The following is a 26,466-nucleotide window of genomic DNA, read 5'->3' on the forward strand; positions in this document are numbered from 1 at the left end:
GAAGCCGGAAATCTGTCAACACGGTGTTTGCCCTTCATTGAACTGTGGTTATTCCGAACCTCAGTTCTGCGTTATGGCGGGCCGCGTGGCGCGGGCCTTCCGGGTTTGCCGTGTTGACGGGAAGTAACCCAACTTCGAACGCCACTCGGTTCGCCACCCAACTTGTCGAAGGGGTGGATGCAACCGCAGTATCCCCGGTAAGTCTCAAGAATGAAAAAGGGGCGGACTTCACAGTCCGCCCCTTTGGTTTTTCACTTCAAAACCGCGAAACACTCCTCATCGCATCCACCAGATACCGCATCGCAATCCGGTCGCTCTCCGACAACTCGCGGTAACGCTCCACCAGTTTCAGCTCGTCAGGACTGAGCCGGCGTCTTCGCCGGACGTTGGTGAGGCAGGGAAAGATGCCCAACATTTCGGTGATGCCTTGTCCTTTTGTCATGGACGATGTCCTTTTCCAGTACGTCAGAAATTTCTCGAAAACCGCATCGCCCTGCTCCTTTAAGCAGCGATTTGAGCCCTGCCGGTCGGATGGGTCGTGACCGGCGATGCCCATAGAATAGAAATTAAATCGGCGCTGAAAAGCTGTTTTTAGAGTAATTAGTCGAAAAAAGCAGATATGCCCTATAAATCAGAAAAGGCTGTGGGATAAGTAACCGTAACGTCTTGTTTCATTGAGACGCTGTCGTCGTGCCATCAATGAATTTTGCAAAATCGGCGAACCGATTAAGCTAGCCGGCATCTGTTACTAGTCCGTAGCGTTTGGCCGAAGGCTTGTCCGAACCGTAATTTCTGATCCAGTACGTGCCAGGAACGGCGCGGGATTGTCCACGACAGGTTGTATTTATGCACCGCAGGAATTTGCTCAAAGCGTCCATGGCCATTGCGGCTTACACCGGCCTTTCCGCCTCCGGCCTGCTCGCCGCACGCGCCTGGGCCGCCTCTGGCGGTGCCGCCGACGGTGAAGCACAGGCCTTCGACTTCGAAACGCTGAAGCGCCAGGCCAAGCAACTGGCCGGCAGCGCCTATCAGGACACCAAACAGGTGCTGCCGCCGACCCTGGCGACCATGACCCCGCAGAACTTCAACGCGATCCGCTACGACGGCGAGCATTCGCTGTGGAAGGAGAACAAGGGTCAGCTCGATGTGCAGTTCTTCCACGTCGGCATGGGTTTCCGCCAGCCGGTGCGCATGTACAGCGTCGATCCGAAGACCCGCATGGCCCGCGAGGTGCATTTCCGCCCTCAGCTGTTCAACTATGAGAACACTTCGGTCGACACCCAGCAGCTCAAGGGCGACCTGGGTTTTGCCGGCTTCAAGCTGTTCAAGGCACCGGAGCTGGATCGGCATGACGTGGTGTCGTTCCTCGGCGCCAGCTACTTCCGCGCGGTGGATGCCACTGGCCAATATGGCCTCTCCGCCCGTGGCCTGGCGGTCGACACCTACGCCAAGAAACGCGAAGAATTCCCTGACTTCACCAAATTCTGGTTCGAAACTCCGGATCAGAACGCGACCCGCTTTGTGGTCTACGCCCTGCTCGACTCGCCGAGCGCGACCGGTGCCTATCGTTTCGACATCGACTGCCAGGCCGAACGCGTGGTAATGGAAGTCGACGCCCACATCAACGCCCGCACCGCCATCGAACAATTGGGCATCGCCCCGATGACCAGCATGTTCAGTTGCGGCACCCACGAGCGCCGGATGTGCGACACCATCCACCCGCAGATCCATGACTCGGATCGTCTGGCCATGTGGCGCGGCAACGGCGAGTGGATCTGCCGACCGCTGAACAACCCGGCGACCCTGCAATTCAACGCCTTCGCCGACACCGATCCGAAAGGTTTCGGTCTGGTGCAGACCGACCATGAGTTCGCCAACTATCAGGACACCGTCGACTGGTACAGCAAGCGTCCGAGCCTGTGGGTAGAACCTACAACCGCATGGGGCGAAGGCTCCATCGATCTGCTGGAAATTCCTACAACCGGTGAAACCCTCGACAACATCGTTGCGTTCTGGACGCCGAAGAAACCGGTAGCGGCCGGCGACTCGCTGAACTACGGCTACAAGCTCTACTGGAGCGCCCTGCCGCCGGTCGGCACGCCGCTGGCGCGGGTACATGCGACCCGTTCGGGCATGGGTGGATTCGTCGAGGGCTGGGCTCCGGGCGAGCACTACCCGCCCGTCTGGGCCCGTCGTTTCGCCGTGGACTTCACCGGTGGCGGTCTGGATCGCCTGCCGCAGGGTACCGGGATCGAACCGGTGGTGACTTGCTCCAACGGCAAGGTGCAGGACTTCAGCGTGCTGGTGCTGGATGACATCAAGGGCTACCGGATCCTGTTCGACTGGTACCCGACCAATGACAGCGTGGAGCCGGTGGAACTGCGCCTGTTCATCCGCACCAACGACCGCACGCTGAGCGAGACCTGGTTGTACCAGTACTTCCCGCCGGCGCCGGACAAGCGCAAGTACCCTTGATGATTCTCTGACGTCAGATCGGGCCTCATCGCTGGCAAGCCAGCTCCCACATGGATATCGATTGATCACAGAGTTTGTGTACAACGGAAAACCTGTGGGAGCGAGCTTGCTCGCGATGGCGTCAGTCCAGGCGACAGTAAAAGTGGATATCGTGGGGTTCAAGATCAAACAACTCGGGATCCGGTTGTGCCAGCAACCGGCAACCGTGGCGCTGATAGAACTCCACGGTATTGCGTGATTCGGTTGCCGAGACGTACAACGCTTCGGCACCGACCTCTCGGCCATGCTCGCAGGCCAAGGCAAACAATCGCCCGCCCAGTCCCTGCCCACGCCAGACACGGCTGATGTGCAAAAACTTCAACTGCCGCATCTTCAGGCCCTGATTGTGAATTACCCGGTTATCCACAACTACGGCCGCCACCAATGTCTCGCCATCGAAAAGCCCGTGTAGCCATCCGCCGCTGCGCCAGCATTTTTCCAGTACCCGCGTATTCTCCTCCGCCTCCCCTTCGGGCCAGCCGCGCATGTCGAAACGCGCCGGATACAGAATCAGCTCACCGTTCTCTACGCGATAGCACTCCTCGACCAACTCACTGCGGTCGATCAGCGCCAACAGCGGCAAGTCCGATTCAGTCAGCTCTCGTTCGATCAACATTGCGGTCCATTCCTTTGCGATTCCAAACGACAGGCAAGAAAAAACCCGCCGGTTCAATGGCGGGTTTTATAGGCTTTGCGAACGATCGGAATCAATCCCGCAGATCAGACTCGTGAATCGGCTGATCCCGATGAGTCGCACGTTGATACTGCGCCGGCCACACCGCTTTGCGTCCGCCCAGGTCATCGTCGGCATGCAGCGGCCAGTAAGGATCACGCAGCAACTCACGGGCGAGGAAGATGATGTCGGCCTGACAGGTTCGCAGGATGTGCTCGGCTTGGGCCGGCTCGGTAATCATTCCCACGGTGCCGGTGGCGATGCCTGACTCCTTGCGTACCCGTTCGGCGAAGCGTGTCTGATAACCCGGCCCCACAGGAATTTCGGCGTTGACCGCCGTGCCGCCCGATGACACGTCGATCAGATCAGCCCCCAAGGCTTTCAGGCGTCGCGCCAGCTCCACGGTTTCATCAGGGTTCCAGCCATCCTCGACCCAGTCGGTGGCCGACAGGCGCACAAACACCGGCAGTTCTTCCGGCCACACCGCGCGTACCGCCTCGGTCACTTGCAGCACCAGACGAATGCGGTTTTCGAACGAACCGCCGTACTGGTCGCGGCGCTGGTTGCTGAGCGGCGAGAGAAACTGGTGCAGCAGATAACCGTGCGCCGCATGCACCTCGACCACACTGAAACCGGCGGTCAGCGCGCGTTTGGCCGCGGCCACGAAGTCCTGGATGACTTGAGCAATCTGACTCTCATCCAGCTGTTTCGGTTGGGTGTGTTGCGGGTCGAAGGCAATCGGCGAAGGACCGACCGGCGTCCAGCCACCATCCTCCGGTTTCACGCTGCCATGCTTGCCGATCCACGGCCGATGGGTGCTGGCCTTGCGCCCGGCGTGGGCCAGTTGAATGCCGGCCACTGCGCCCTGCGCGTTGATGAAACGGGTGATGCGTTGCAGCGGTGCGATCTGTTCGTCGTTCCACAAGCCAAGGTCTTCGGCGGTGATCCGCCCGTCGGCCGTGATCGCCGTGGCTTCGGTAAACACCAGGCCAGCGCCCCCCACGGCACGGCTGCCGAGGTGCACCAGATGCCAGTCGTTGGCCAGGCCATCGACGCTGGAATACTGGCACATGGGCGACACGGCGATGCGGTTGGACAGGGTCAGTTGGCGAAGGGTAAAGGGTTCAAGCAGCAGACTCATGGGGCACCTCTCAAATCAGTGGGCAGGCTCCAGGGTTCTGTTTGAAAAGTCGACGAGTGACAGGAAAAAGGTGCAGCACCCGCCCCCGCGGGCAAAAAATTCGACAAGACGTCACAAGGCCAATCAAGCAGTGCTTAGAGCCTAGTCGACATCCGGGGATGAGGGAGGGTTCCGAAATGAAACAGCACAATTGAAGATGCCTGCGCCCTTCAGTAAAGGGCGCAATGATCTTTAGCGCGGTTCGATGTGGGCAATCATCAACTGCACGGTCTCATTGCCGCGAAACTCGTTCAGATCGAGCTTGTAGGCCAGTTCGACCCATTTGATCGTGGGGTTCGGCCAGATATCGCGATCGATGCCGAAGGCGATGCCATCCAGCTTCACCGAGCCGCACTCAGTCTTCAGCACCACTTTCAGGTGCCGCTCGCCGACCACTCGCTGCTCGGCCAACTGGAATACGCCGTGGAACAGAGGCTCCGGGAAATGCTGGCCCCACGGCCCGGCGTGACGAAGGGCCCGAGCCAGTTCCAGATGAAACTCCTCGACCGCCAGCGTGCCGTCCGACAGCAGGCGCCCGGTCAGATCTTCTTCGCGCAGCTGCCTACGCACCTCAGCGTCAAATGCCTTGGCGAACAACGGAAAATTCTCCTGCGGCAAGGTCAGACCGGCCGCCATCGCGTGGCCACCGTACTTGCTGATCAGATCCGGATGTTGTGCCGCGACCACGCTCAGCGCGTCACGAATATGGAAACCCTGCACCGAACGGCCCGAGCCCTTGAGCAGACCGTCACCGGCATCGGCGAAGGCGATGGTAGGGCGGAAATACCGCTCCTTCATCCGCGAAGCCAGGATACCGATGACCCCCTGGTGCCATTCCGGATCGAACAGGCAAAGACCGAACGGCATCGACTCAACCGGCAAGTCCTTGAGCTGGGCCAGCGCCTCACGCTGCATGCCTTGCTCGATGGATTTGCGATCCTGATTCATGCCGTCCAGTTGTGCGGCCATTTCCCGGGCCAGCGCAGGGTCGTGGGTCAGCAGGCATTCGATGCCCAGGCTCATGTCATCCAGACGCCCCGCCGCGTTCAGGCGCGGGCCGACGATAAATCCGAGGTCGGTAGACGTAATGCGCGAAGCCTCACGCTTGGCCACTTCCAGGATCGCCTTGATCCCCGGCCGCGCACGTCCGGCGCGAATTCGCTCCAGCCCCTGGTGCACCAGAATCCGGTTGTTGGCATCCAACGGCACCACGTCGGCGACGCTGCCCAGCGCCACCAGATCCAGCAGTTCGCCGATGTTTGGCTGCGGCTTGTTCTCGTACCAGCCAAGGCTGCGCAGACGTGCACGCAAAGCCATCAACACGTAGAAAATCACCCCGACCCCGGCCAGCGCCTTGCTCGGGAACTCGCAGCCGGGCTGGTTCGGATTGACCAGTGCATCGGCCTGCGGCAGTTCATCGCCGGGCAAGTGGTGGTCAGTAATCAAGACTTTCAGGCCATGGCGCTTCGCGGCCGCGACACCTTCAACGCTGGAAATACCGTTGTCGACGGTGATCAGCAACTGCGGCTCGCGGGTCATCGCAACTTCGACGATTTCCGGGGTCAGGCCGTAGCCGTATTCGAAGCGGTTCGGCACCAGATAATCGACGTGCGCCGCGCCCAGCAGGCGCAAACCGAGCACACCCACGGTGCTGGCCGTCGCGCCGTCGGCGTCGAAATCGCCGACGATCAGGATCCGCTGCCGCTGCTCCAGCGCTGTCACCAGCAGGTCAACCGCCGCATCGATCCCTTTGAGCTGCTGGAACGGAATCAGCCGCGCCAGGCTCTTGTCCAGCTCCGCCTCGGACTGCACGCCCCGCGCCGCATACAGGCGGGTCAGCAGGGGTGGCAGTTCACCGAGAAACGGCAGAGTGGCGGGCAACGGGCGAGGATCGATACGCATGGGGTGACAGGAGCTTCTCTTGAATACGTGGGATTTTTCCGGAGTAGCGCGGACTTAACCGCGCTCACCTTGCAGCCAGGTGAGCTGGACTTCGTGCTGGCCACGGTCATCGGTGACGAAGATCGTGCCTTCGCTGATCATTACGTCCCACTTGATGACGCGGGGCATGTCCTTGGCCAGGGTTTCCAGCACTTCCTGCGGCACGGCGGCAATGTTGACGTTCTTCAGATTTTTGATCGCCGGGATCACCTTGCCTTCCCAGACACGCAGGCTGCCGTAGGCCAACAGGCTGGTGCGCTCGGTGCGACGGGAGCACCAGGTCAGGCGATCAGCGTCAGGCTGGCCGACTTCGATCCAGTGCAGGACGCGGTCATCCAGGCTCTTTTCCCACAACGCAGGTTCGTCCACGTCCGACAGACCACGACCGAACGACAGTTGCTCGTTGTACCAGAGCGCGTAGGCCAACAGGCGTACGGTCATGCGTTCTTCGGTTTCCGAAGGGTGACGGGCGATGGTCTGCTTCACGTTCTCGTAGACGCTGCGGTCGAGATCGGTGAGGTTCAGTTCGAATTTGTAGGTAGTGGACGGCTGGGCCATGAACGGGCTTCTTGATACGAGGAAAGTCGGCAAGTCTAACCGATGCTGTAGGCAATCCACGAATTGATGGCGATCAACCTTGCGCGACTGACAGCCGGCTATGTTAAAACGCTGTATCTGCTCAGCCTTGTCCTACAGGATCTCGCATGCCGTTCGCCAACAAACCGCTCAGCGGTCTGAAAGTCATTGAATTGGGTACTTTGATTGCCGGGCCGTTTGCCTCGCGCATCTGCGGCGAATTCGGCGCCGAAGTGATCAAGATCGAGTCGCCGGACGGCGGTGATCCGTTGCGCAAATGGCGCAAGTTGTACGAAGGCACCTCGCTGTGGTGGTTCGTCCAGGCACGCAACAAAAAGTCCCTGACGCTGAACCTGAAACACCCCGACGGCTTGGCGATCCTGAAAAAACTGCTGGTTGAAGCCGACATTCTGATCGAGAACTTCCGCCCCGGCGTGCTGGAAAAACTCGGCCTGAGCTGGGAAACCCTGCACGCGCTGAACCCGAAACTGGTGATGGTGCGCCTGTCCGGCTTCGGCCAGACCGGGCCGATGAAAGATCAGCCTGGGTTCGGTGCGGTCGGTGAATCCATGGGCGGCCTGCGCTACATCACCGGTTTCGAAGACCGCCCGCCGGTGCGCACCGGGATTTCCATTGGCGATTCGATTGCTGCTTTGTGGGGCGTGATCGGTGCGTTGATGGCCCTGCGTCATCGCGAGGTCAACGGCGGTCTCGGCCAAGTGGTCGATGTGGCGTTGTACGAAGCGATCTTCGCCATGATGGAAAGCATGGTGCCGGAGTTCGATGTGTTCGGCTTCATTCGCGAGCGCACCGGCAACATCATGCCGGGCATCACACCATCATCGATCCACACCAGCGCCGACGGCAAACACGTGCAGATCGGCGCCAACGGCGATGCAATCTTCAAGCGCTTCATGCTGATCATCGGCCGTGAAGATCTGGCCAATGACCCGGCGCTGGCCAGCAACGACGGGCGCGACACCCGCCGCGATGAGTTGTACGGCGTGATAGACCGCTGGGTGAATTCGCTGCCGCTGCAAACCGTGCTGGACCTGCTGAACCAGGCTGAAGTCCCGGCCAGCCGGATCTTCAGCGCCGAAGACATGTTCAACGATCCGCAGTACCTGGCCCGGGAAATGTTCCTGCACGCCAAACTGCCGGACGGCAAACCCTTCAAGATGCCAGGCATCGTGCCGAAACTCTCTGAGACACCCGGCTCGTCCGAATGGGTCGGACCGCAGCTCGGTGAACACAATGCGCAGGTACTCCACGATCTTGGCTACGACGAGAAGCAGATCGCCCGGCTGCGCGAAGACGGAGCCATCTGAGCTGAATCGCCTGATGCCCTCGGCCTCGAACCGCGCCCACCATTGGTGGACCTGGCGGTTGTTCGGCCTGCTATTTCTGCTGGTGCTGCCGACGTGGGTGCAGGCCAAGCCGACGTTGATCTGGTTGCTGCGCGACCTGCCGCCACTGACGATCTTCGAAGGCCCGAAAAAGGGCCAAGGCGTTATCGATCAATTGATGCCGATGCTGATTGCCGGCATGCCGCAATACGAACACACCTTGATGCGGGTCAATCGCGCCCGTGGCACTCAAATGCTGCATGAACATCCCTTTGCCTGCGATCCGTCGCTGATCTGGAACAAAGAACGGGCACAGTGGATCGCGTTCTCCATCCCTGCGTTTCGCGCGGTCAGCAATGGTCTGGTGGTGCGTCAGAGAGACCGCGAAGTGCTGGAGCCGTTTCTGGTCGAGGACGAAGTCGATCTGTCGGCGTTTCTGGCCAACGGTGAGCGAAAAGTCGGCGTGGTCGCAGAACGCAGTTATGGCGAGTACATCGATACATTGCTGCATCAGGCACCAACCGGCGCGCTGACGCCGCACTACGGCAACGATGCGCTCAGCAGCCTGCTGTCGATGCAGCGTCTGGGGCGTTTGCAAGTGGTGCTGGGTTACTGGCCGGAGATCCGTTATCAGGCGCGGCAGGCCGAGATCGCCGAGGACGAACTGCTGTTCTTCCCGATTCGCGGCACGGGCAAGTACCTGTCGGGCCATGTCGGCTGCACCGACACCACGGCGGGTCGACAGGCGATCACGGAAATCAATCAGCTGTTACGCACCCTGCCCCACGAGCATCTCAACCAGCTCTACGCCGACTGGCTCGACCCCGAGAGGCGCCAGGATTATCTGGAACAGGCGCGGATTTTCTTCGAGCAACAGGCCGCGCAGTGAAATCCGGGCAAAAAGAAACCCCGAGAAGTGGGGAGACGACTCGGGGTTAAACGTGGTCTGTATCAAAGACCCGTAGCAGCAAGCGACAAGCACCGGAGCACAATGCTTGATCCTGCTGTTACGGGGTCTGACTGACTTGGGTGCAGGAAGGTTCCCACAAATGAAAAATCAGTTTCAGAGGGTCGGGTGCTTGTCGAGGGCTGCGTTTCGCAACGCCGCGATCACACAGGGTTCCAGCCGGCCTTCGGCAATCAGGATGTCACGGTGCAGGCCGTCGACCACATCCGTCAGCTGGCGCTTGTCGCTCAATTGCGCCTGATTGAATTCGCGCTCCACCACGATCGCGCCGCTGCCGTTCTTCAAGGTCACCAGGCATTCGCCATGGCGACCGCGAGGGGTCAACGTCACTTGATACGGGCTCAGAGCCTCACCGAGCAATAGACTGATACTTTCCATCTCGATCTCCACTCAATAGTCCGAAAACACAGTGTCTGGGGCGTGTTCACAGTAAATGACCACCGGCCCGAGAAGAAAGTTCTGCTTGTCACCGGCCTCTCCCGGAGCGTCACCGGCCTATCGGAGCATGCATGGTGAAGATGACAGAAAAATAACCGTGGGGGTCAAGCGTCGACGGAATGCCTGGGGATGGTCATGTAGGTGTCCAGCAGTGCCCTCATCAATACCGCCGAAACGGGAGTGTGCAGGCGGCCCAGCAATATGATCCGGTGCTCGCCCAGCAAGGTTTCCAGATCGTCCAGCAGGGTGGGTGCCACAGCCCCCAGCAGAATCAGTGCACGTGCTTCCTGCCGGTCGGCCATATGCCGGATCAGCGCCAGCCCGTCACCGTTCTGCAATTGTGGATTGCACAGGGTGATGTCGACGGCTCCGCGACGTTCCAGTGAGCGCTTTGCCGAGCCCAGCGACGGTGCGGTCAGAACATCGTAGATACCAATGGCGTTGAGCATCTGGTGCAACGCCATCAGCTGGAACGGATTGGGTTCTAGAATCAGGATCTTGAGCGAGCGCATGGGACGACCTCTGGAGCGACAATCGCGGATTCACGCCGCAGTGGCCTGTCACTCTAGGGCAGTGGTCCTAAGCCTCCCATCAGAAAAGGAATCGCTGCTTATAGGACTTTTCCCATCTTTAATGCAGACATCGACACCCGCTCTCCTTCCGCCGCTCGGTGATGTCCGTCCAGCCCCCGAGCAGGCCTCGCAGTTTTCCATCGACACTGTAAAACGGCACCGTCCATTGATAGATCTGACGGGGGCCGCTCTTGAACATCAGTTGCCGCTTGCTGAAGCGTGTTTTACGCGTACCCAGCTGCGCCATGAATTCGTCGTGCAGCATCAATGCCGTGGCCTGTGGAAGTGCATCGAACTCGAACAGCATCCGGCCCTGCACCTGCTCCTGCCGGACCGACAGCGCATCTTCGTAACTGCGGTTGCACATGATCAACCGACCCTGCAGATCGCGCACGAACACGGGGTCGGGCATCGCATCGATCAATGCATGTTGAAAGGCCAGTTGATCACCCAGATTCTTTTCGGCTGCCCGTCGCTGCTTCACTTCTGCCGCCAGTCGACGGTTCCACATCAAAGGCAATAGCCCGAACACGCCAAGCCCGCCCATCGCCCAGCAACCCCACTTGATCAGGAGCGAGCCGATCGAGGGTGTCGGCGCAGGAGAGACGCCATCCAGCCACTTCAGGCGCATGGAACGAAGCTCCGCCGCGGAGAAGGCGCCCAATGCCTTGTTGAGGATGCTCACCAGCTCGGGCAACCCTTTGCGTACTGCCAGATGGTCGGCCTCCCACTTGCCCTCCACGAGACCACCGACCTTGAGCAGGCCGGAGGGAAACAGCTGAGCGCCGATCTCGTTTTCGATGGTGGCATAGGCCTCGCCACTTTCCACCAGCGCCCGAGCCTCGGCATAGGTCTTGACCGAACGAATCGGGATCGATGGGTAGTCGCGTCGAATGCCGTCCTCCAGCGCATGCCGGGCCGGCAGCACCAGGACTCGCTTGGACAGCATCTCGAGCGACCGTATTGCCGGTTCGCCTGAATGACCGACGAACACCCACCCTGCACCGCCGAACGCGTGACTGAAGTCCAGAAATGCCTTGCGCTCCTCGTTCATTGCCAACGTCGTGCTGATGTCGGCCACGCCACTCTGGAGCCGTTCCAGCATGTGGTCGGTGGAAAACGATTCCTGATGAACGAACTGCAATCCGGTCATGGCGCTGATGTGCTTGAGCACATCGTTGTTCAGGCCGCTCCATTGGCCATGTTCGTCCTGAAACAGATACAACGGGTATTGCACAGAGGCGACGGTCACACGAGGGTTATCTCGAATCCACTGACGCTCATGCTCATCCAGCTCGATGGGCTGAATAGCCTCCACCGTGTCGGGGTGTCTCGCCAGATGGGCGGCTTCGACCCACGGTGACAACCCGAAGCTCCCCGATAAAAACAACCAGCACAGGGCTGGTTTCAATCCTGAAAAAAACCGCATTGCCACATCCTTCGTCATCGACTCGCCCGTCCTTCGTGGGCGAAACGCGCGCAGTGTGGCATGCAAAAACAAGAAAGCCCGTCAGGAGACGGGCTTCAAAATGTGACAGCTTTGCGGTCTTAAAGAGGCTTGCCGCGGTTGCCATGCTGGCTGACAAAGGCTTGTACGGCTTTGAGCTCGTTCGCCAGCACAGTGCAGCGCTCTTCTCTCTCAAACAAATCAGAAAGATGTGCAGGCAGTTCGAGAGCTTTTCCTACACCGGCTTTCTCCACCGCGTCCGGGAACTTGACCGGATGCGCCGTGCCCAGAATCACCATCGGGATGTCCAGGCTGCGACGACATTCACGAGCGGCCTTCACGCCGATGGCGGTGTGCGGATCCAGCACTTCCCCGGTCTGTTCGTAGACTTCGGCGATGGTTTCGCAGGTTTGCGCATCGTCCACAGCCAGCGAGTCGAACAGTTTGCGTGCCTCGGTCCAGCGTTCCTGTTCGACGCTGAAGCCGCCGCCCTGCCTGAACGAATCCATCAGCCCGGCAATCGCCGCGCCGTTGCGACCGTGCAGGTCGAACAGCAGGCGTTCGAAGTTCGACGAGACCATGATGTCCATCGACGGCGACAGCGTGGCGTGCAGGGTTTCCTTGACGTACTGGTTGCCGCTCATGAAGCGGTGCAGGATATCGTTGCGGTTGGTGGCGACGATCAACTGGTTGATCGGCAGGCCCATGTTGCGCGCCAGGTAACCGGCGAAGATGTCGCCGAAGTTGCCGGTCGGCACCGAGAACGACACCGAACGCGCCGGGCCGCCCAATTGCAGCGCTGCGTGGAAGTAGTAAACGATCTGGGCCATGATCCGCGCCCAGTTGATCGAGTTGACTGCCACCAGACGGGTGCCCTTGAGGAAGCTCTGGTCGGCGAAGCTGGCCTTGACCATTTCCTGGCAGTCATCGAAGTTGCCTTCGATGGCGATGTTGTGGATGTTCTCACCGAGAATGGTGGTCATCTGCCGACGCTGCACCTCGGACACACGGTTGTGCGGGTGCAGGATGAAGATGTCGACGTTTTCGCAGTGCTTGCAGCCTTCGATGGCGGCCGAACCGGTGTCACCGGAGGTGGCGCCGACGATGACCACGCGCTCGCCGCGCTTTTCCAGCACGTAGTCGAGCAAACGACCGAGCAGTTGCAGGGCGAAGTCCTTGAACGCCAGGGTCGGGCCGTGGAACAGCTCCAGCACCCATTCGTTGCCGTTCAGCTGACGCAGCGGCGCAACGGCGTTGTGGGCGAACACACCGTAGGTTTCTTCAAGAATCTTTTTGAAATCGGCGTCCGGAATGCTGCCGGTGACGAACGGGCGCATGACGCGGAAAGCCAGCTCGTGATACGGCAGGCCGGCCCAGGAAGCGATTTCTTCCTGGGTGAAACGTGGCAGGTTTTCCGGGACGTACAGACCGCCGTCGGTTGCAAGACCGGCCAGCAGGACGTCTTCGAAATTCAGGGCCGGTGCCTGGCCGCGGGTACTGATGTAACGCATAGGGGCAAACCTTTGGTTTGAGCCTCAAGCTACGAGTTACAAGCTTCAAGTAAAAGCCGGACTGCTTTTCTCTTGCTGCTTGCAGCTCGAAGCTTGCAGCTGTTTCTGTTTAGTTCAAGTGCTCGACGCGGATCCGCACAACCGGACCGACCACGCCCGCCAGCGCTTCGAGGGCGGCGATCGCATCGTTGATGTGCTGCTCCAGCACGCGGTGGGTCAGCAGGATCATCGGCACCAGGCCGTCGTGTTCCTCGACTTCCTTCTGCATGATCGACTCGATGTTGATGCCGCGCTCAGAGAGGATGCTCGCCACCTGAGCGAGTACACCCGGATGGTCCTTGGCCTGGATGCGCAGGTAGTAGGCGCTTTCGCAGGCTTCGATCGGCAGGATCGGATGGGCCGACAGCGAGTCCGGCTGGAAGGCCAGGTGCGGCACGCGGTTTTCCGGATCGGAGGTCATGGCGCGAACCACGTCCACCAGATCCGCGATCACCGACGAAGCAGTCGGCTCCATGCCGGCGCCGGCGCCGTAGAACAGGGTCGAACCGGCAGCGTCACCGTTGACCATCACCGCGTTCATCACGCCGTTGACGTTGGCGATCAGACGATCGGCCGGGATCAGCGTCGGGTGTACGCGCAGCTCGATGCCGGCGGCGGTGCTGCGTGCCACGCCCAGGTGCTTGATGCGGTAGCCCAGCGCTTCGGCGTAATTCACGTCGGCGGTGGTCAGCTTGGTGATGCCTTCGGTGTAAGCCTTGTCGAACTGCAGCGGAATACCGAACGCGATCGATGCCAGGATCGTCAGCTTGTGCGCGGCGTCGATGCCCTCGACGTCGAAGGTCGGGTCGGCTTCGGCGTAGCCCAGCGCTTGCGCCTCGGCCAGCACGTCTTCGAAGGTGCGACCCTTCTCGCGCATTTCGGTGAGGATGAAGTTACCGGTGCCGTTGATGATCCCGGCGACCCAGTTGATACGGTTGGCGGACAGGCCTTCACGGATCGCCTTGATCACCGGAATGCCGCCGGCGACCGCCGCTTCGAATGCCACGATCACGCCTTTCTCGCGTGCCTTGGCGAAAATTTCATTACCGTGAACGGCAATCAGAGCCTTGTTCGCGGTGACCACATGCTTGCCATTCTCGATGGCCTTGAGTACCAGCTCGCGGGCAACGGTGTAGCCGCCCATCAGCTCTATGACGATGTCGATCTCAGGGTTCGTGGCCACTTCGAAGACATCGTTGGTAATCGCAATACCGGTCGTCTGGAACTGAGGCTTTGGCGTGCGCATGGCAATTTGTGCCACTTCGATTCCACGCCCGGCACGACGAGCAATTTCCTCGGCGTTGCGCTGAAGTACGTTGAAGGTTCCGCCACCGACGGTCCCTAACCCACAGATGCCTACTTTGACCGGTTTCACTGTGAACTCCCCATAAAACGGCCGACGCGAGGCCGGCCGTGAAAACAACCGCAGGTTCGCGGCTCTCTGTTGATGGCCCGGCAATCCTGCCGCCGGACCACGCTCGTCACACCAGGGCGTGACGATGCGAATTACTTCGCGCCCAGCGCCAGTTTGGCGACTTGTGGCGCAGGCTGGTAGCCCGGAATGACTTGTCCGTCAGCCAAAACGATGGCCGGCGTACCGTTCACACCGATCGACTGGCCTAGGGCGAACTGTTTGGAAACCGGGTTCTCGCACTTGGCGGCCTTGATTTCCTTGCCATCGACCATTTTGTCCATGGCGGCTTTCTTGTCTTTCGAGCACCACACGGCTTGCAGTTGCTCGTCACCCGGCGAGCCTAGGCCCTGGCGCGGGAACGCCACGTAACGCACTTCGATGCCGCGCTTGTTCAGCTCAGGCACTTCGGCGTGCAGCTTGTGGCAATACGGGCACGTGGTGTCGGTGAAAACGGTGATGTGCGACTTGGTTTCGCCCACGGCCGGGTAAACCACGGTCTCGGCCACCGGAATCGCATTGATCAGTTTGGAAATGCCCAGGCGCTCGGTCTTCTCGGTCAGGTTGACCGGTTTGCCGTCCTTGAGCTGGAACATGTAGCCCTGAACGATGTACTGGCCGTCGGCGCTGGCGTAAAGCACGCGGCTGCCCTTGAGCTTGACTTCGTACAAGCCCGGCAGCGGGCTGGCGGTGATGGTGTCCACCGGCACGTCGAGCTGGAGGTTTTCCAGGCTTTGGCGAATCGCTTTGTCGGCCGCGTCATCGGCGACGGCAAAGGTGCTGACCAACGCAATGGCTGCGGCGGCGAAAATCTGGGTCAGACGCATGAGAACTCCTGAAGGCGGACAAATGGAACGATCAGAACGCCCGTGCCGGAACACCGGGTCATAACCGCCCATCGTGCAAACCGGCAAAGCCTACCACATAAGGCTCCCGTGGCCGAATGCGCCTGTCGCAAGACAAATGGCGCTCAGCCGCGCGGGTGATGTTTGGCATGCAGATCCTGCAAACGTGCCCGGGCGACGTGAGTGTAGATCTGCGTGGTCGACAGGTCGCTGTGGCCCAACAGCATCTGCACCACCCGCAAATCGGCGCCATGGTTGAGCAGGTGTGTGGCAAACGCGTGACGCAAGGTGTGCGGCGACAGCGATTTACCAATGCCGGCGACCTTGGCCTGATGCTTGATGCGGTGCCAGAAGGTCTGGCGGGTCATCTGCTCGCCGCGCTGGCTGGGGAACAGCACATCACTGGGGCGCCCGCCCAGCAGCTCGCTGCGGCCATCGCGCAAGTAGCGCTCGACCCAGACAATCGCTTCCTCGCCCATTGGCACCAACCGCTCCTTGCTGCCCTTGCCCATCACCCGCAACACGCCCTGACGCAGGTTGACCTGTTCCAGAGTCAGACTGATCAGCTCGGTCACCCGCAGCCCGCAGGCATACAAGACTTCGAGCATGGCGCGGTCGCGCTGGCCGATGGCTTCGCTCAGGTCTGGTGCCTTCAGCAAAGCTTCAACGTCGGCTTCCGACAAGGATTTGGGCAATGGCCGACCGAGTTGCGGCATATCCACGCGCAAGGTCGGATCGACCGAAATCAGTTTTTCCCGCAGCAGGTAGCGATAAAAGCCACGCACACCGGAGAGAAATCGCGCGGTGGAGCGAGGTTTGTAGTTCTGTTCCAGACGCCAGGCCAGGTGGTCGAGGATCAGTTCGCGACCGGCATTGATCAGCTCGAGACCTTTGTCCTGCAACCAGCCGTTGAACAGCGCGAGATCGCTGCGGTAGGCGTCGCGAGTGTTGTCGGAGAGACCTTTTTCCAGCCAGAGGGCGTCGAGAAACTGGTCGATCAGTGGGTGGTCGATGGCAGGCATGGGCGCTCAAGACACGCAGGCTTGGCACTGCGCGCAAATAAAGAGTGAACGGTTGAAATGGCCGCTAGTCTTTCATAGCCCGCTATTTCAAGGAACAGGGAGCTTCAATGAACGAGCAGCAAATTCTGTTGGCTTTCGGTGGTATCGGTGCCGCCGCGCTGGGCTGCCAATGGCTTGCCTGGCGCCTGAAACTGCCGGCGATTCTGTTTCTGCTGCTGACCGGCATTCTGGCGGGCCCCGTGCTGGGCTGGCTCGACCCGCAGGAAATGTTCGGCCCGCTGCTGATGCCGCTGGTGTCGCTGGCGGTGGCGCTGATTCTGTTTGAAGGCAGCCTGACCCTGCACCTGTCGGAATGGCGCGAGATCGGCAGCGTCGTGCATCGCCTGGTCACCATCGGAGCGCTCTCGACCTGGATAGTGATTGCGGTCGCGACCCACTGGCTGCTGGGCTTCGACTGGCTGCTCGCCATCCTGTTCGGCAGCCTGACCCTGGTTACTGGCCCGACCGTGATCGTGCCAATGCTGCGCGTGGTGCGGCCGAAGGCTTCGATCGCCAACATCCTGCGCTGGGAAGGGATTGTGATCGACCCGATCGGCGCGCTGCTGGCGGTGGTGGTCTACAGCTTCATCATTGCTCGGGCCGAAGGCCATGGGCTGGAACAGAGCCTGCTGACATTCGGCGGGGTGATTGTCTGCGGCAGCGCGTTCGGCGTCGCCGGTGGCTGGCTGCTCGGTACGATCATCCGGCGCCAATGGCTGCCGGAGTATTTGCACAATCTGGCATCGCTCGCCGCGGTGCTGGGGATATTCATCGCCGCCAACCAGGCCATGCACGAATCCGGGCTGCTGGCGGTGACGCTGATGGGCATGTGGCTGGCGAACATGAAGGGCGTGGATGTGCGGCACATCCTGCACTTCAAGGAAAACCTCAGCGTGCTGCTGATTTCCGGGCTGTTCATTTTGCTGGCGGCGCGACTGGATCTGAACGCGTTGATCGGTCTCGGGCCGCTGGTGCTGATTCTGTTGCTGGTGATCCAGTTGATCGCCCGACCGCTGAACGTGGTGCTAAGTACCGCCGGTTCGAGTCTGAGCTGGCGTGAGCGTGCATTGTTGTGCTGGATTGCCCCGCGCGGGATCGTCGCGGCGGCAGTCTCGGCGATCTTTGCGATTCGCCTGGATGAAGCGGGCCATGAAGGTGCGTTGTTGCTGGTACCGCTGACCTTCGCGGTGATCATCGGCACCGTCGTACTGCAAAGCGCGACTGCCCGGCCATTGGCCCGACTGTTGAAAGTTGCGGAACCAGCGCCCAGCGGCTTCCTGATCGTCGGGGCGAACGGGCCTGCGCGCCTGCTCGGCAAGTCGCTGCAACAGCTGGGCAGCCGGGTGCTGCTGACGGATTCAAGCTGGGAGAACATCCGCGCGGCGCGCATGGATGGCTTGCCGACCTACTTTGGCAATCCGGCTTCGCAGCATGCCGATGCGCATCTGGACCTGGTCGGACTGGGGCATCTGCTGGCGCTGTCACCGTCGGGCGAACTCAATACGCTGGCGGCCATGCGCTTTCGCCATGACTTTGGTCATCAACGATTGTTCGGACTGGCCAGTGGTCAGGAGAGCCGACGCAGCGACAAGCACCGCGCCAGCCTCGAACATCGCGGCAATCAACTGGGGAGCGAGGCGCTGACTTACGCCAGACTCGCCAGCCAATTGGGCCAGGGCGCCGACCTGTACAGCACGACATTGACGGACGGGTTCGGCTGGGACGATTACCGGGCGCTGCATGGCAACCGCGCGACGCTGCTGTTCATGCGCGATGACAGCGGCTGGGTGCATGTCGTGACACCGGAAACCGTGTTGAAGCCGGGACCGGGGTGGACGTTGCTGGCGCTGATTCAGCCGGAGAGTGGCAGCGCCTGATAGAACAAATCGCGGGCAAGCCCGCTCCCACAGTGTCCGTGTCGAACACAACATCAGCGGACAACACAAAATCTGTGGGAGCGGGCTTGCCCGCGAATGCCGCGGCTCGGTGCTGGATCAGGCCGCGAAACCCGGCAGCACCGGCACCGGACGCTTGTCATCATCGATGGCAACAAAGCTGAACTGCCCGTGAATGGCCTTCTCACGCCCGTCACAGCCCATGCTTTCGACGAACACTTCCACCTCGACCTTGAGACTGGTGTTGCCAACCTTGATCACCCGCCCGACCAGTTCGACGATGGATCCTGCCGGGATCGCGTGATTGAAGTCGATGCGATCGGTGGACACGGTCACCAGCGGCAAACGGCAAAACCGCGTGGCGGTGATGAACGACACTTCGTCCATCCAGGCCAGTGCGGTGCCGCCGAACAGGGTGTTGTGGTGATTGGTGGTCGGCGGGAAAACCGCCTTGGTCACGCGGGTCACCGAGAGTTCGGTGCGGCGTTCGATTTCTTGCTCGCGAGGGGTCATGGGTCAGGCCTGGAACGGAATGCTGTGGATAAATTGCGGGCAACAAAAAAGCAGCCCGTAGGCTGCTTTTTTCTGCATCGGAAGCTGGACTTAAGCCAGTTTTTCCTTGATGCGAGCTGCTTTACCCGACAGGTCGCGCAGGTAGTACAGCTTGGCTTTACGTACGTCACCGCGACGTTTGACAGCCATGCTGTCGATCTGCGGGGAGTAGGTCTGGAAAGTACGTTCTACGCCAACACCGTTGGAGATTTTACGAACGGTGAACGCACTGTTCACGCCGCGGTTACGCTTGGCGATTACAACGCCTTCGAACGCTTGCAGACGGGAACGATCGCCTTCCTTCACTTTCACCTGAACGACGATGGTGTCGCCCGGGGCAAAGGTAGGGATTTCTTTGGTCATCTGCTCTGCTTCGAGTGCAAGGATGATTTTGTTGGTCATGCTGTGCTCCTAAGGTAAATCGTCTGATCTACCATCGATACGTTGTTAACTATCGTCCCGCTCGCGGATGTATTCCTCGAGCAGCTTCTTCTCTTCTCCAGAAAGCGAGCGGCTTTCCAGAAGATCGGCGCGTCGTTCATAGGTCCTACCAAGGGACTGCTGTAAACGCCAACGCCGGATATGCGCGTGATTGCCACTCAGCAACACGTCGGGAACACGCTGATCCGCATACACCTCAGGTCGGGTGTAGTGCGGGCAATCCAGCAGACCATCCGTAAAGGAATCTTCCTCAGCGGAATCCGCATGCCCTAAAGCTCCGGGCAGCAGTCGTGTAACCGCATCGATCATGACCATGGCCGGCAGCTCGCCGCCAGACAACACATAGTCACCAATCGACCACTCTTCATCGACATGAGCATCAATAAAACGCTCGTCAATGCCTTCATAGCGACCGGCAATCAGGATCAACGCATCCGATTTAGCCAATTCGCGTACCGCCGACTGAGTCAGTTGACGGCCTTGGGGGGACAGGTAAATCACCTTCGCCGCCTCCCCGGCTGCTGCCTTGGCCTGAACCAGAGCATCTTCCAGGGGCTTGATCTTCATCACCATGCCCGGACCACCGCCAAACGGGCGATCGTCCACAGTGTGATGCCGATCCGTCGTGTAATCCCGCAGATTCCAACAGGTCAGCTGCAAGAGCCCCTGTTTGACCGCACGACTGGTAATGCCGTACTCACTGATGGCCGAGAACATCTCGGGAAACAGCGTAATGACGTCTACGCGCAGGCTGGCCATTGCTTAGAAGTCCGCGTCCCATTCCACCCTCATCACGCCTGCTTCCAGGTCGATTGCCAGCACGCATTGCTCCGTATAGGGCAACAACCGCTCGCGATCATCCAGGCTGCCGACGCAGGGCTTGACCACCAATACATCGTTCGCGCCGGTCTCCAACAGGTGATCAACCTTGCCGAAGAATTCTTCGTTCTGGTTGATGACACTCAGACCCTGCAACTGGTACCAGTAGTACTCGTCGCCAGTCAGGTTGGGCAAAAGGCTTCGCGAGATGCAAATCTCGTAACCGCTCAGAAGACGGGCTTCATCGCGATCGTCGAGGCCTTTGAGCTTGGCAACCAGATCCTTTTGAGTGGATCGGCCGCTGACCAGCTCGACCTGCTTTACCACGCCTTCGCGCCGAAGCGTCCAGTTGCGGTAGTTCAACAGGTTTTCAATCGGATCGGTAAAGGAAAAGACCTTCACCTCGCCGCGAACGCCGTGAACCGAAAAAATCTTGCCGACAACGATCAGGTCATCAGCTTTTTCTGGCGTCGCGCTCATACTGCTCAGGCTGCAGCCTTGGCAGATTCCTTCAGCAACTGAGCAACACGCTCAGAAGGCTGTGCACCAACGCTCAGCCAGTAGGCAACGCGCTCTTGGTTCACGGACAGACGAACTTCCTGACCACGGGCAACAGGGTTGAAGAAACCAACCTGTTCTTTGTGGGAACCGTCACGCGGGTTGCGGGAGTCGGTTACGGTCAGGTGGTAAAACGGGCGCTTTTTGGAGCCGCCAAGGGCAAGACGGATTGTTAGCATGTGAACATCGTTCCTGTAGTCGGTGCTGCAAATCTAAATGCACAGCGGGCATGGGTGCCCGAAAGGCCGCATATTCTAAGGAATATCCGGACTTTTGCAAATGACTTTTTCCGGCGCCTGTGGCATGCCGTGCAGATTTGCATATGGGGCCGTCGTTCAAAACGGCCGGTCAGCTCCCGCCGAGTGCGGGTTTGCTGTTGATCCTGCGTCCTTGCAGGGTCTGCGCCGGTGCGACGACCGGCGAAGTCTTTACATCTTTGGCATGCCGCCGCCGGGCAACATACCGCCCATGCCGCGCATCATTTTCGCCATTCCGCCCTTGGCGGAGAATTTCTTCATCATCTTCTGCATCTGCTTGTGCTGCTTGATCAAGCGACCGATGTCCTGCACCTGGGTGCCGGAACCCATGGCGATCCGGCGCTTGCGCGAACCGCTGATCAGCTCAGGGTCGCGGCGCTCGGCCGGGGTCATGGAATTGATGATGGCTTCCATCTGTTTGAACTGCTTCTCTGCGGCGCTCTGGGCATTGCCCATTTGCGAGAGATTGACGCCGCCGATGTTCGGCAGTTTGTCCATGAGCCCACCTAGGCCGCCCATGTTCTTCATCTGTTGCAGCTGATCGCGGAAGTCTTCGAGGTCGAAGCCCTTGCCCTTCTTCAGCTTCTTGGCCAGTTTGTCGGCCTTGTCCTTGTCGAGCGTCGCTTCAGCCTGTTCGATCAGGCTGAGCACGTCGCCCATGCCGAGGATCCGCGAAGCGATACGCTCAGGGTGGAACGGATCGAGCGCTTCGCTCTTCTCGCCCATACCGATGAACTTGATCGGCTTGCCGGTGATTGCGCGAACGGACAGCGCGGCACCGCCACGGGCATCACCGTCGACCTTGGTCAGGATCACACCGGTCAGCGACAGTGCATCACCGAAGGCCTTGGCCGTGTTGGCCGCGTCCTGACCGGTCATGGCGTCGACCACGAACAGGGTTTCAACCGGATTGATCGCGGCGTGCAGCGCCTTGATCTCGCCCATCATCTCTTCGTCGATGTGCAGACGACCGGCGGTGTCGACGATGACCACGTCGATGAATTTCAGTTTTGCTTCTTTAATAGCCGCGTTGGCGATATCGACCGGCTTCTGGCTCAGGTCGGACGGGAAGAACGTCACGCCGATATCATTGGCCAGGGTTTCCAGCTGTTTAATAGCAGCAGGACGGTAGATGTCCGCCGACACGACCATGACCGACTTCTTCTTGCGCTCTTTAAGGAAACGCGCCAGCTTGCCGGCGGTGGTGGTTTTACCCGCACCCTGCAGACCGGCCATCAGAATGACGGCAGGCGGCACGGCGCTCAGGTTCAAGTCTTCGTTGGCCGCACCCATCAGGCTTTCGAGTTCGGCCTGGACGATCTTCACGAACGCCTGGCCCGGCGTCAGGCTGCGCGACACCTCGGTGCCGACAGCGCGTTCCTTGACCGAATTGACGAAGTCCTTGACCACCGGCAGGGCGACGTCGGCTTCGAGCAACGCCATGCGCACTTCGCGCAGGGTCTCTTTGATATTGTCCTCGGTCAGCTTCGCCTTGCCGGTGACATGGCGCAGCGTCTGCGAGAGACGGTCGGTTAAGTTTTCAAACATTGCGCGATCCTTTCAGGCCCTGTGTAGACCGGGATAATGGCGGCCCAGACCGGAATCAACATGTGCTCGGCGAGCCTGCGGCGTGGGCAGGTCGCGGATTATAGCGAAGACTGCGTCTGGCGGACACCTCGCTGTCAGCTTGCCGGTCTTTCGTGCAACGGCGGTTCTATGCCAAACTCAGCGCCTTTCGGGCTTGCCTAACAGGATTTATGCTCCCCTTGTCACCGAGTTTGCTGACCACCCTCGCCGCCGCCCTTCTCTATGCCGCTGCGACTCTCTATCAGGGCACCCGCCTGGCCACTGGCGCCAAGGCCAACAAGCGCCTGCTGGTCTCGCTCGGCGTCCTCGCCGTGCTGGCCCACAGCGCCAGCCTGCTCACCCATTTATTGACGCCGATCGGTCTGGGCCTGGATTTCTTCAGCGCTTCCAGCCTGATTGCGGCGGCCGTCATTGCCCTGACCCTGCTGGCCTGCTCGCGGATCCCGGTGGAAAACCTGCTGGTGCTGCTGTTCCCGCTGGGTGCAATCACGGTGCTGCTGGCGCAATTCGCGCCGACCGGCACGGTGCAGGTCATCGATGAAGAACCGGGCATTCTCGCGCACATTCTGCTGTCGATCCTCGCCTATGGCATGTTCACCATTGCGGTGTTTCAGGCCTTGTTGCTGCTGGTGCAGGATCACCAGCTCAAGCACAAGCACCCGTCCGGGCTGATCAAGAATTTCCCGCCGCTGCAGACCATGGAAAGCCTGTTGTTCGGCTTCCTCTGGGCCGGCTGGACGCTGCTGTCGCTGTCGCTGATTTCCGGCTGGCTGTTCGTCGAGAACCTGTTTGCCCAGCACCTGGTGCATAAAACCCTGCTGGCCTGCCTGGCCTGGATCGTGTTCAGCGTCCTGCTGTGGGGCCGTAACCGGCTCGGCTGGCGCGGGCACAAGGCAATCCGCTGGACCCTCGCCGGTTTCTGCCTGCTGATGCTCGCGTATTTCGGCAGCAAACTGGTTCGTGAATACATCCTGCACATCTGACGGGCGGCATAAATGGACGGTTTGCCCATAGGGCCGATGCTCGCGGTATTTGTTCTGCTGATTCTCTGGTCGGGGCTGTTTACCGCCGTCGAAGCGGCGCAACAGCACCTGCTCGCGCAACGCACCGCCTCCCGCGCCAGCGACAAGCCGCTGGCAAAGCTCAGTTTCCCGCTCGAAAGCCTGATCCTCTGCAATACCCTGTGCCGCGCCCTCGCCGTCATTCTGGCCACGCTGCTGGCAATCTTTCTCTGCGAAGAAAACGGCCCCTGGGCGGCTTGCCTCGGTGCCGGCGCCCTGCTGCTTGTCTTTGCCGACTATTTCCCCCGCGCCCTCGCCCAGCGTTATCCGGATGCGGTGTTGGCGTTCGGCAATACGCTGCTGGCGGTCCCGCTGAAGGTGGTTTACCCGCTTGCCTGGTTGCTCAGCCGCATCAGTGCTTTGCTGATGCGCCCGTTCATTCGCAAGGCCCAGGTGGTGCAACAGAGCGAAGATGATGTGCCGACGGAGCGTCATGACGACCCGGATCATCCGGTGCGCCCACACCCGGTTTCAGGCATCCATGCGCTGGACAACATCACGGTCAACGACATTCTGGTGCCGCGCAGCGATGTCGACGGCATCAACCTCGACGATCCGATCGAAGAAATCATCGAGCAATTGCGCAAGAACCGGCGCACTCGCCTGCCGGTCTTCCACAGCGATATCAATCAGGTCGAAGCGGTGCTCAACACCCGGCAGATCCGTCACCTGCTGGACAATGGCAGCCTGACCCGCGAAGCGTTGCTGGCGGCCAGTTACGAGCCGTATTTCGTCCCTGAAAGCACCCCGCTGCAACTGCAACTGCTGAACTTCCACAAGCAGCAGCGGCGTCTGGGCATGGTGGTGGACGAGTACGGCGAAGTCCTCGGCATCGTCACCCTGGAAGACATTCTCGAAGAGATCGTCGGCGAATTCGAAAGCGAGCACAGCCTCGACAATCCGCACATCCACCCACAGGCCGATGGTCGCATGGTGATCGATGGCGCGGCGTCGATTCGCGAACTGAACAAATGCCTGGGCTGGCACCTGCCCAGCGACGGCCCCCGGACGCTCAATGGCCTGGTAACCGAAGCGCTGGAAACCATCCCGGAAAGCGCGGTCTGCCTGAAGATCGGCCGCTACCGGCTGGAGATTCTCGAAACCGAGGAGAACCGGGTGAGCAAAGTCCTGATCTGGCACACCACTTCGGCCCCGGCGCTGGCCACGGCGCGCTAGGCAGCCTCTTGTTCAATCGTTAGCCACCTTCCTATAATCGCGGGGCTTACCCAAGCCCCGCCGAACCGCGTGCTTACCCCGCACCCGACAAATTCCGGCCGGTTCATCGGCAATATCCGCATCACACCGACGACTGTTCCTACCTGAAGCAGCGATCGCGCCTCATCCCACATCCCTGGGTGTTCGACCATAATAATTCGCTCCAACGGAGCTCATGACTGTCAGGGATCACCGCATGACGACCAGTACCGCTTACAGCGACACCACGCCTGCCCAACCGACCAACTCCGCCACCCGCGTGGCCACGGCGAGCTTCATCGGCACGGCCATCGAGTTCTACGATTTCTACGTCTACGCCACCGCCGCTGCGCTGGTGATCGGGCCGGTGTTTTTCCCGCAGACTTCCGGCACGGCGCAGATGCTCTCGGCATTCCTGACCTTCGGCATCGCCTTCCTCGCCCGACCTTTGGGTTCGGCGCTGTTCGGCCACTTCGGTGACCGGATCGGGCGCAAATCGACCTTGGTGGCTTCGCTGCTGCTGATGGGTGTCTGCACCACGCTGATCGGCGTGCTGCCGGGTTACGACAGCATCGGGGCCTGGGCGCCGATCCTGCTTTGCGTGCTGCGCTTCGGCCAGGGCCTGGGATTGGGTGGCGAATGGGGCGGCGCGGCGCTGCTGGCCACCGAAAACGCCCCGAAAGGTAAACGGGCGTGGTTCGGCATGTTCCCGCAGCTCGGCCCTTCGATTGGCTTTCTGGCCGCCAATGGTCTGTTCCTGTCCTTGGCCATGACGCTCAATGACGAACAGTTCCGCAGCTGGGGCTGGCGGATTCCGTTCCTGCTCAGCGCCGTGCTGGTGATGGTCGGGCTGTACGTGCGCCTCAAACTCCACGAAACCCCAGTGTTCGCCAATGCCATCGCCCGTCAGGAGCGAGTGAAAGTTCCGCTGGTCGAGCTGTTCAGCCAATACTGGGCACCGACGCTGCTGGGCGCCGCCGCCATGGTGGTCTGCTACGCACTGTTCTACATCTCGACGGTGTTTTCCCTGAGCTACGGCGTATCCACATTGGGTTACAGCCGCGAGACATTCCTCGGGCTGCTGTGCTTCGCAGTACTGTTCATGGCAGCCGCGACGCCACTGTCAGCCTGGGCAAGTGACCGTTACGGGCGCAAGCCGGTGCTGATCGTCGGCGGTGTGTTGGCAATTCTCTCCGGGTTTCTGATGGAGCCGCTGCTGACTCAGGGATCGACCTGGGGCGTGGCGCTGTTCCTGTGCATCGAGCTGTTTCTGATGGGGGTGACATTCGCCCCGATGGGTGCGCTGCTGCCGGAACTGTTTCCGACGCATGTCCGGTATACCGGTGCATCGGCAGCCTACAACCTCGGCGGCATTGTCGGAGCCTCGGCGGCGCCGTTCTTCGCGCAGAAACTGGTGGCGATGGGTGGTTTGAGTTACGTCGGCGGGTATGTGTCGGCGGCCGCGGTGCTCAGCTTGATCGCTGTGCTGTGCCTGAAGGAAACGCTTAATAACGATTTGAATCAGGTGTCGTAAATGCCCTGATCGCTCCCGCCCGATGCGGGAGCGATCAGGTTGCGAGA

The 26,466-nt window shown here is 60.4% G+C and carries 25 protein-coding genes; 7 read left to right on the forward strand and 18 right to left on the reverse strand.

Features of this window, described 5'->3' with window-relative positions:
* Positions 1-256: 256 nt before the first annotated feature.
* Positions 257-442, reverse strand: a complete 186-nt coding sequence (locus EIY71_RS26200) for a hypothetical protein (protein ID WP_007954656.1) — start codon at positions 440-442, stop codon at positions 257-259.
* Positions 443-846: 404 nt separating this feature from the next.
* On the opposite strand from EIY71_RS26200, the gene EIY71_RS26205 reads away from it, so the two are divergent.
* A complete protein-coding gene (locus EIY71_RS26205; RefSeq protein WP_134023668.1) occupies positions 847-2,475 on the forward strand; it encodes a glucan biosynthesis protein D in 1,629 nt (542 codons plus the stop codon).
* A gap of 121 nt (positions 2,476-2,596) precedes the next feature.
* Here EIY71_RS26205 and EIY71_RS26210 read toward each other — a convergent pair whose 3' ends face one another.
* From EIY71_RS26210 to EIY71_RS26225, 4 genes are all read right to left on the reverse strand, one after another.
* On the reverse strand, positions 2,597-3,130 hold the full coding sequence (locus EIY71_RS26210; protein WP_134023670.1) for a GNAT family N-acetyltransferase: 534 nt from the start codon (positions 3,128-3,130) through the stop codon (positions 2,597-2,599).
* 91 nt (positions 3,131-3,221) lie between these two features.
* Entirely contained in the window at positions 3,222-4,328 is a 1,107-nt protein-coding gene (locus EIY71_RS26215; RefSeq protein WP_129973724.1) for an NADH:flavin oxidoreductase/NADH oxidase, read from the reverse strand.
* Between the two features lie 231 nt (positions 4,329-4,559).
* On the reverse strand, positions 4,560-6,269 hold the full coding sequence (recJ, locus tag EIY71_RS26220; protein WP_134023672.1) for a single-stranded-DNA-specific exonuclease RecJ: 1,710 nt from the start codon (positions 6,267-6,269) through the stop codon (positions 4,560-4,562).
* Positions 6,270-6,323: 54 nt separating this feature from the next.
* On the reverse strand, positions 6,324-6,866 hold the full coding sequence (locus tag EIY71_RS26225) for a YaeQ family protein (protein WP_011332624.1): 543 nt from the start codon (positions 6,864-6,866) through the stop codon (positions 6,324-6,326).
* Positions 6,867-7,012: 146 nt separating this feature from the next.
* On the opposite strand from EIY71_RS26225, the gene EIY71_RS26230 reads away from it, so the two are divergent.
* Both EIY71_RS26230 and EIY71_RS26235 read left to right on the forward strand, forming a co-directional pair.
* A complete protein-coding gene (locus tag EIY71_RS26230; protein ID WP_134023674.1) occupies positions 7,013-8,212 on the forward strand; it encodes a CaiB/BaiF CoA-transferase family protein in 1,200 nt (399 codons plus the stop codon).
* Between the two features lie 13 nt (positions 8,213-8,225).
* On the forward strand, positions 8,226-9,119 hold the full coding sequence (locus tag EIY71_RS26235) for a TIGR02285 family protein (RefSeq protein WP_173940210.1): 894 nt from the start codon (positions 8,226-8,228) through the stop codon (positions 9,117-9,119).
* Between the two features lie 174 nt (positions 9,120-9,293).
* Here EIY71_RS26235 and EIY71_RS26240 read toward each other — a convergent pair whose 3' ends face one another.
* The 7 genes from EIY71_RS26240 to xerD form a co-directional block, all read right to left on the reverse strand.
* A complete protein-coding gene (locus tag EIY71_RS26240; RefSeq protein WP_085747026.1) occupies positions 9,294-9,575 on the reverse strand; it encodes a DUF3509 domain-containing protein in 282 nt (93 codons plus the stop codon).
* A gap of 164 nt (positions 9,576-9,739) precedes the next feature.
* Complete coding sequence (locus EIY71_RS26245; protein ID WP_085747025.1) at positions 9,740-10,147, reverse strand: response regulator; 408 nt, start codon at positions 10,145-10,147, stop codon at positions 9,740-9,742.
* 118 nt (positions 10,148-10,265) lie between these two features.
* The gene (locus EIY71_RS26250; protein WP_134023676.1) at positions 10,266-11,636 is read right to left on the reverse strand and encodes a transporter substrate-binding domain-containing protein; all 1,371 of its coding nucleotides are present in this window, start codon (positions 11,634-11,636) and stop codon (positions 10,266-10,268) included.
* 119 nt (positions 11,637-11,755) lie between these two features.
* Entirely contained in the window at positions 11,756-13,165 is a 1,410-nt protein-coding gene (gene thrC, locus EIY71_RS26255) for a threonine synthase (RefSeq protein WP_085747023.1), read from the reverse strand.
* Positions 13,166-13,274: 109 nt separating this feature from the next.
* On the reverse strand, positions 13,275-14,579 hold the full coding sequence (locus EIY71_RS26260) for a homoserine dehydrogenase (protein WP_018926703.1): 1,305 nt from the start codon (positions 14,577-14,579) through the stop codon (positions 13,275-13,277).
* A 131-nt stretch (positions 14,580-14,710) separates the two neighbouring features.
* The gene (dsbC, locus tag EIY71_RS26265) at positions 14,711-15,442 is read right to left on the reverse strand and encodes a bifunctional protein-disulfide isomerase/oxidoreductase DsbC (protein ID WP_007954633.1); all 732 of its coding nucleotides are present in this window, start codon (positions 15,440-15,442) and stop codon (positions 14,711-14,713) included.
* Positions 15,443-15,585: 143 nt separating this feature from the next.
* Positions 15,586-16,482, reverse strand: a complete 897-nt coding sequence (xerD, locus tag EIY71_RS26270; protein WP_102718370.1) for a site-specific tyrosine recombinase XerD — start codon at positions 16,480-16,482, stop codon at positions 15,586-15,588.
* A 107-nt stretch (positions 16,483-16,589) separates the two neighbouring features.
* On the opposite strand from xerD, the gene EIY71_RS26275 reads away from it, so the two are divergent.
* Entirely contained in the window at positions 16,590-18,398 is a 1,809-nt protein-coding gene (locus tag EIY71_RS26275; RefSeq protein WP_134023678.1) for a sodium:proton antiporter, read from the forward strand.
* A gap of 117 nt (positions 18,399-18,515) precedes the next feature.
* Here the strand turns inward: EIY71_RS26275 and EIY71_RS26280 are convergent, their stop codons facing one another.
* The 6 genes from EIY71_RS26280 to ffh all read right to left on the reverse strand — a co-directional run bounded on the left by EIY71_RS26280 (position 18,516) and on the right by ffh (position 22,591).
* Complete coding sequence (locus EIY71_RS26280; protein ID WP_134023680.1) at positions 18,516-18,929, reverse strand: acyl-CoA thioesterase; 414 nt, start codon at positions 18,927-18,929, stop codon at positions 18,516-18,518.
* 90 nt (positions 18,930-19,019) lie between these two features.
* Positions 19,020-19,370 (reverse strand): 50S ribosomal protein L19, encoded by a 351-nt coding sequence (gene rplS / locus EIY71_RS26285; RefSeq protein WP_003175895.1) that lies wholly within the window; start codon positions 19,368-19,370, stop codon positions 19,020-19,022.
* A 45-nt stretch (positions 19,371-19,415) separates the two neighbouring features.
* Entirely contained in the window at positions 19,416-20,168 is a 753-nt protein-coding gene (trmD, locus tag EIY71_RS26290) for a tRNA (guanosine(37)-N1)-methyltransferase TrmD (protein ID WP_134023682.1), read from the reverse strand.
* 3 nt (positions 20,169-20,171) lie between these two features.
* On the reverse strand, positions 20,172-20,708 hold the full coding sequence (gene rimM / locus EIY71_RS26295; protein ID WP_007954628.1) for a ribosome maturation factor RimM: 537 nt from the start codon (positions 20,706-20,708) through the stop codon (positions 20,172-20,174).
* 5 nt (positions 20,709-20,713) lie between these two features.
* Positions 20,714-20,965, reverse strand: coding sequence for a 30S ribosomal protein S16 (rpsP, locus tag EIY71_RS26300; protein ID WP_003198088.1), 252 nt, complete (start codon positions 20,963-20,965; stop codon positions 20,714-20,716).
* A 249-nt stretch (positions 20,966-21,214) separates the two neighbouring features.
* On the reverse strand, positions 21,215-22,591 hold the full coding sequence (gene ffh / locus EIY71_RS26305) for a signal recognition particle protein (RefSeq protein WP_134023684.1): 1,377 nt from the start codon (positions 22,589-22,591) through the stop codon (positions 21,215-21,217).
* Positions 22,592-22,800: 209 nt separating this feature from the next.
* On the opposite strand from ffh, the gene EIY71_RS26310 reads away from it, so the two are divergent.
* From EIY71_RS26310 to EIY71_RS26325, 3 genes are all read left to right on the forward strand, one after another.
* Positions 22,801-23,613 (forward strand): inner membrane protein YpjD, encoded by an 813-nt coding sequence (locus EIY71_RS26310; RefSeq protein ID WP_007954625.1) that lies wholly within the window; start codon positions 22,801-22,803, stop codon positions 23,611-23,613.
* A gap of 12 nt (positions 23,614-23,625) precedes the next feature.
* A complete protein-coding gene (locus tag EIY71_RS26315; RefSeq protein ID WP_085747020.1) occupies positions 23,626-24,867 on the forward strand; it encodes a transporter associated domain-containing protein in 1,242 nt (413 codons plus the stop codon).
* A 235-nt stretch (positions 24,868-25,102) separates the two neighbouring features.
* Positions 25,103-26,419, forward strand: coding sequence for an MFS transporter (locus EIY71_RS26325; protein WP_134023686.1), 1,317 nt, complete (start codon positions 25,103-25,105; stop codon positions 26,417-26,419).
* Positions 26,420-26,466: the final 47 nt, after the last annotated feature.

The sequence above is a fragment of the Pseudomonas sp. CH235 genome (assembly GCF_004368175.1).
GTDB lineage: Bacteria > Pseudomonadota > Gammaproteobacteria > Pseudomonadales > Pseudomonadaceae > Aquipseudomonas > Aquipseudomonas paraglycinae.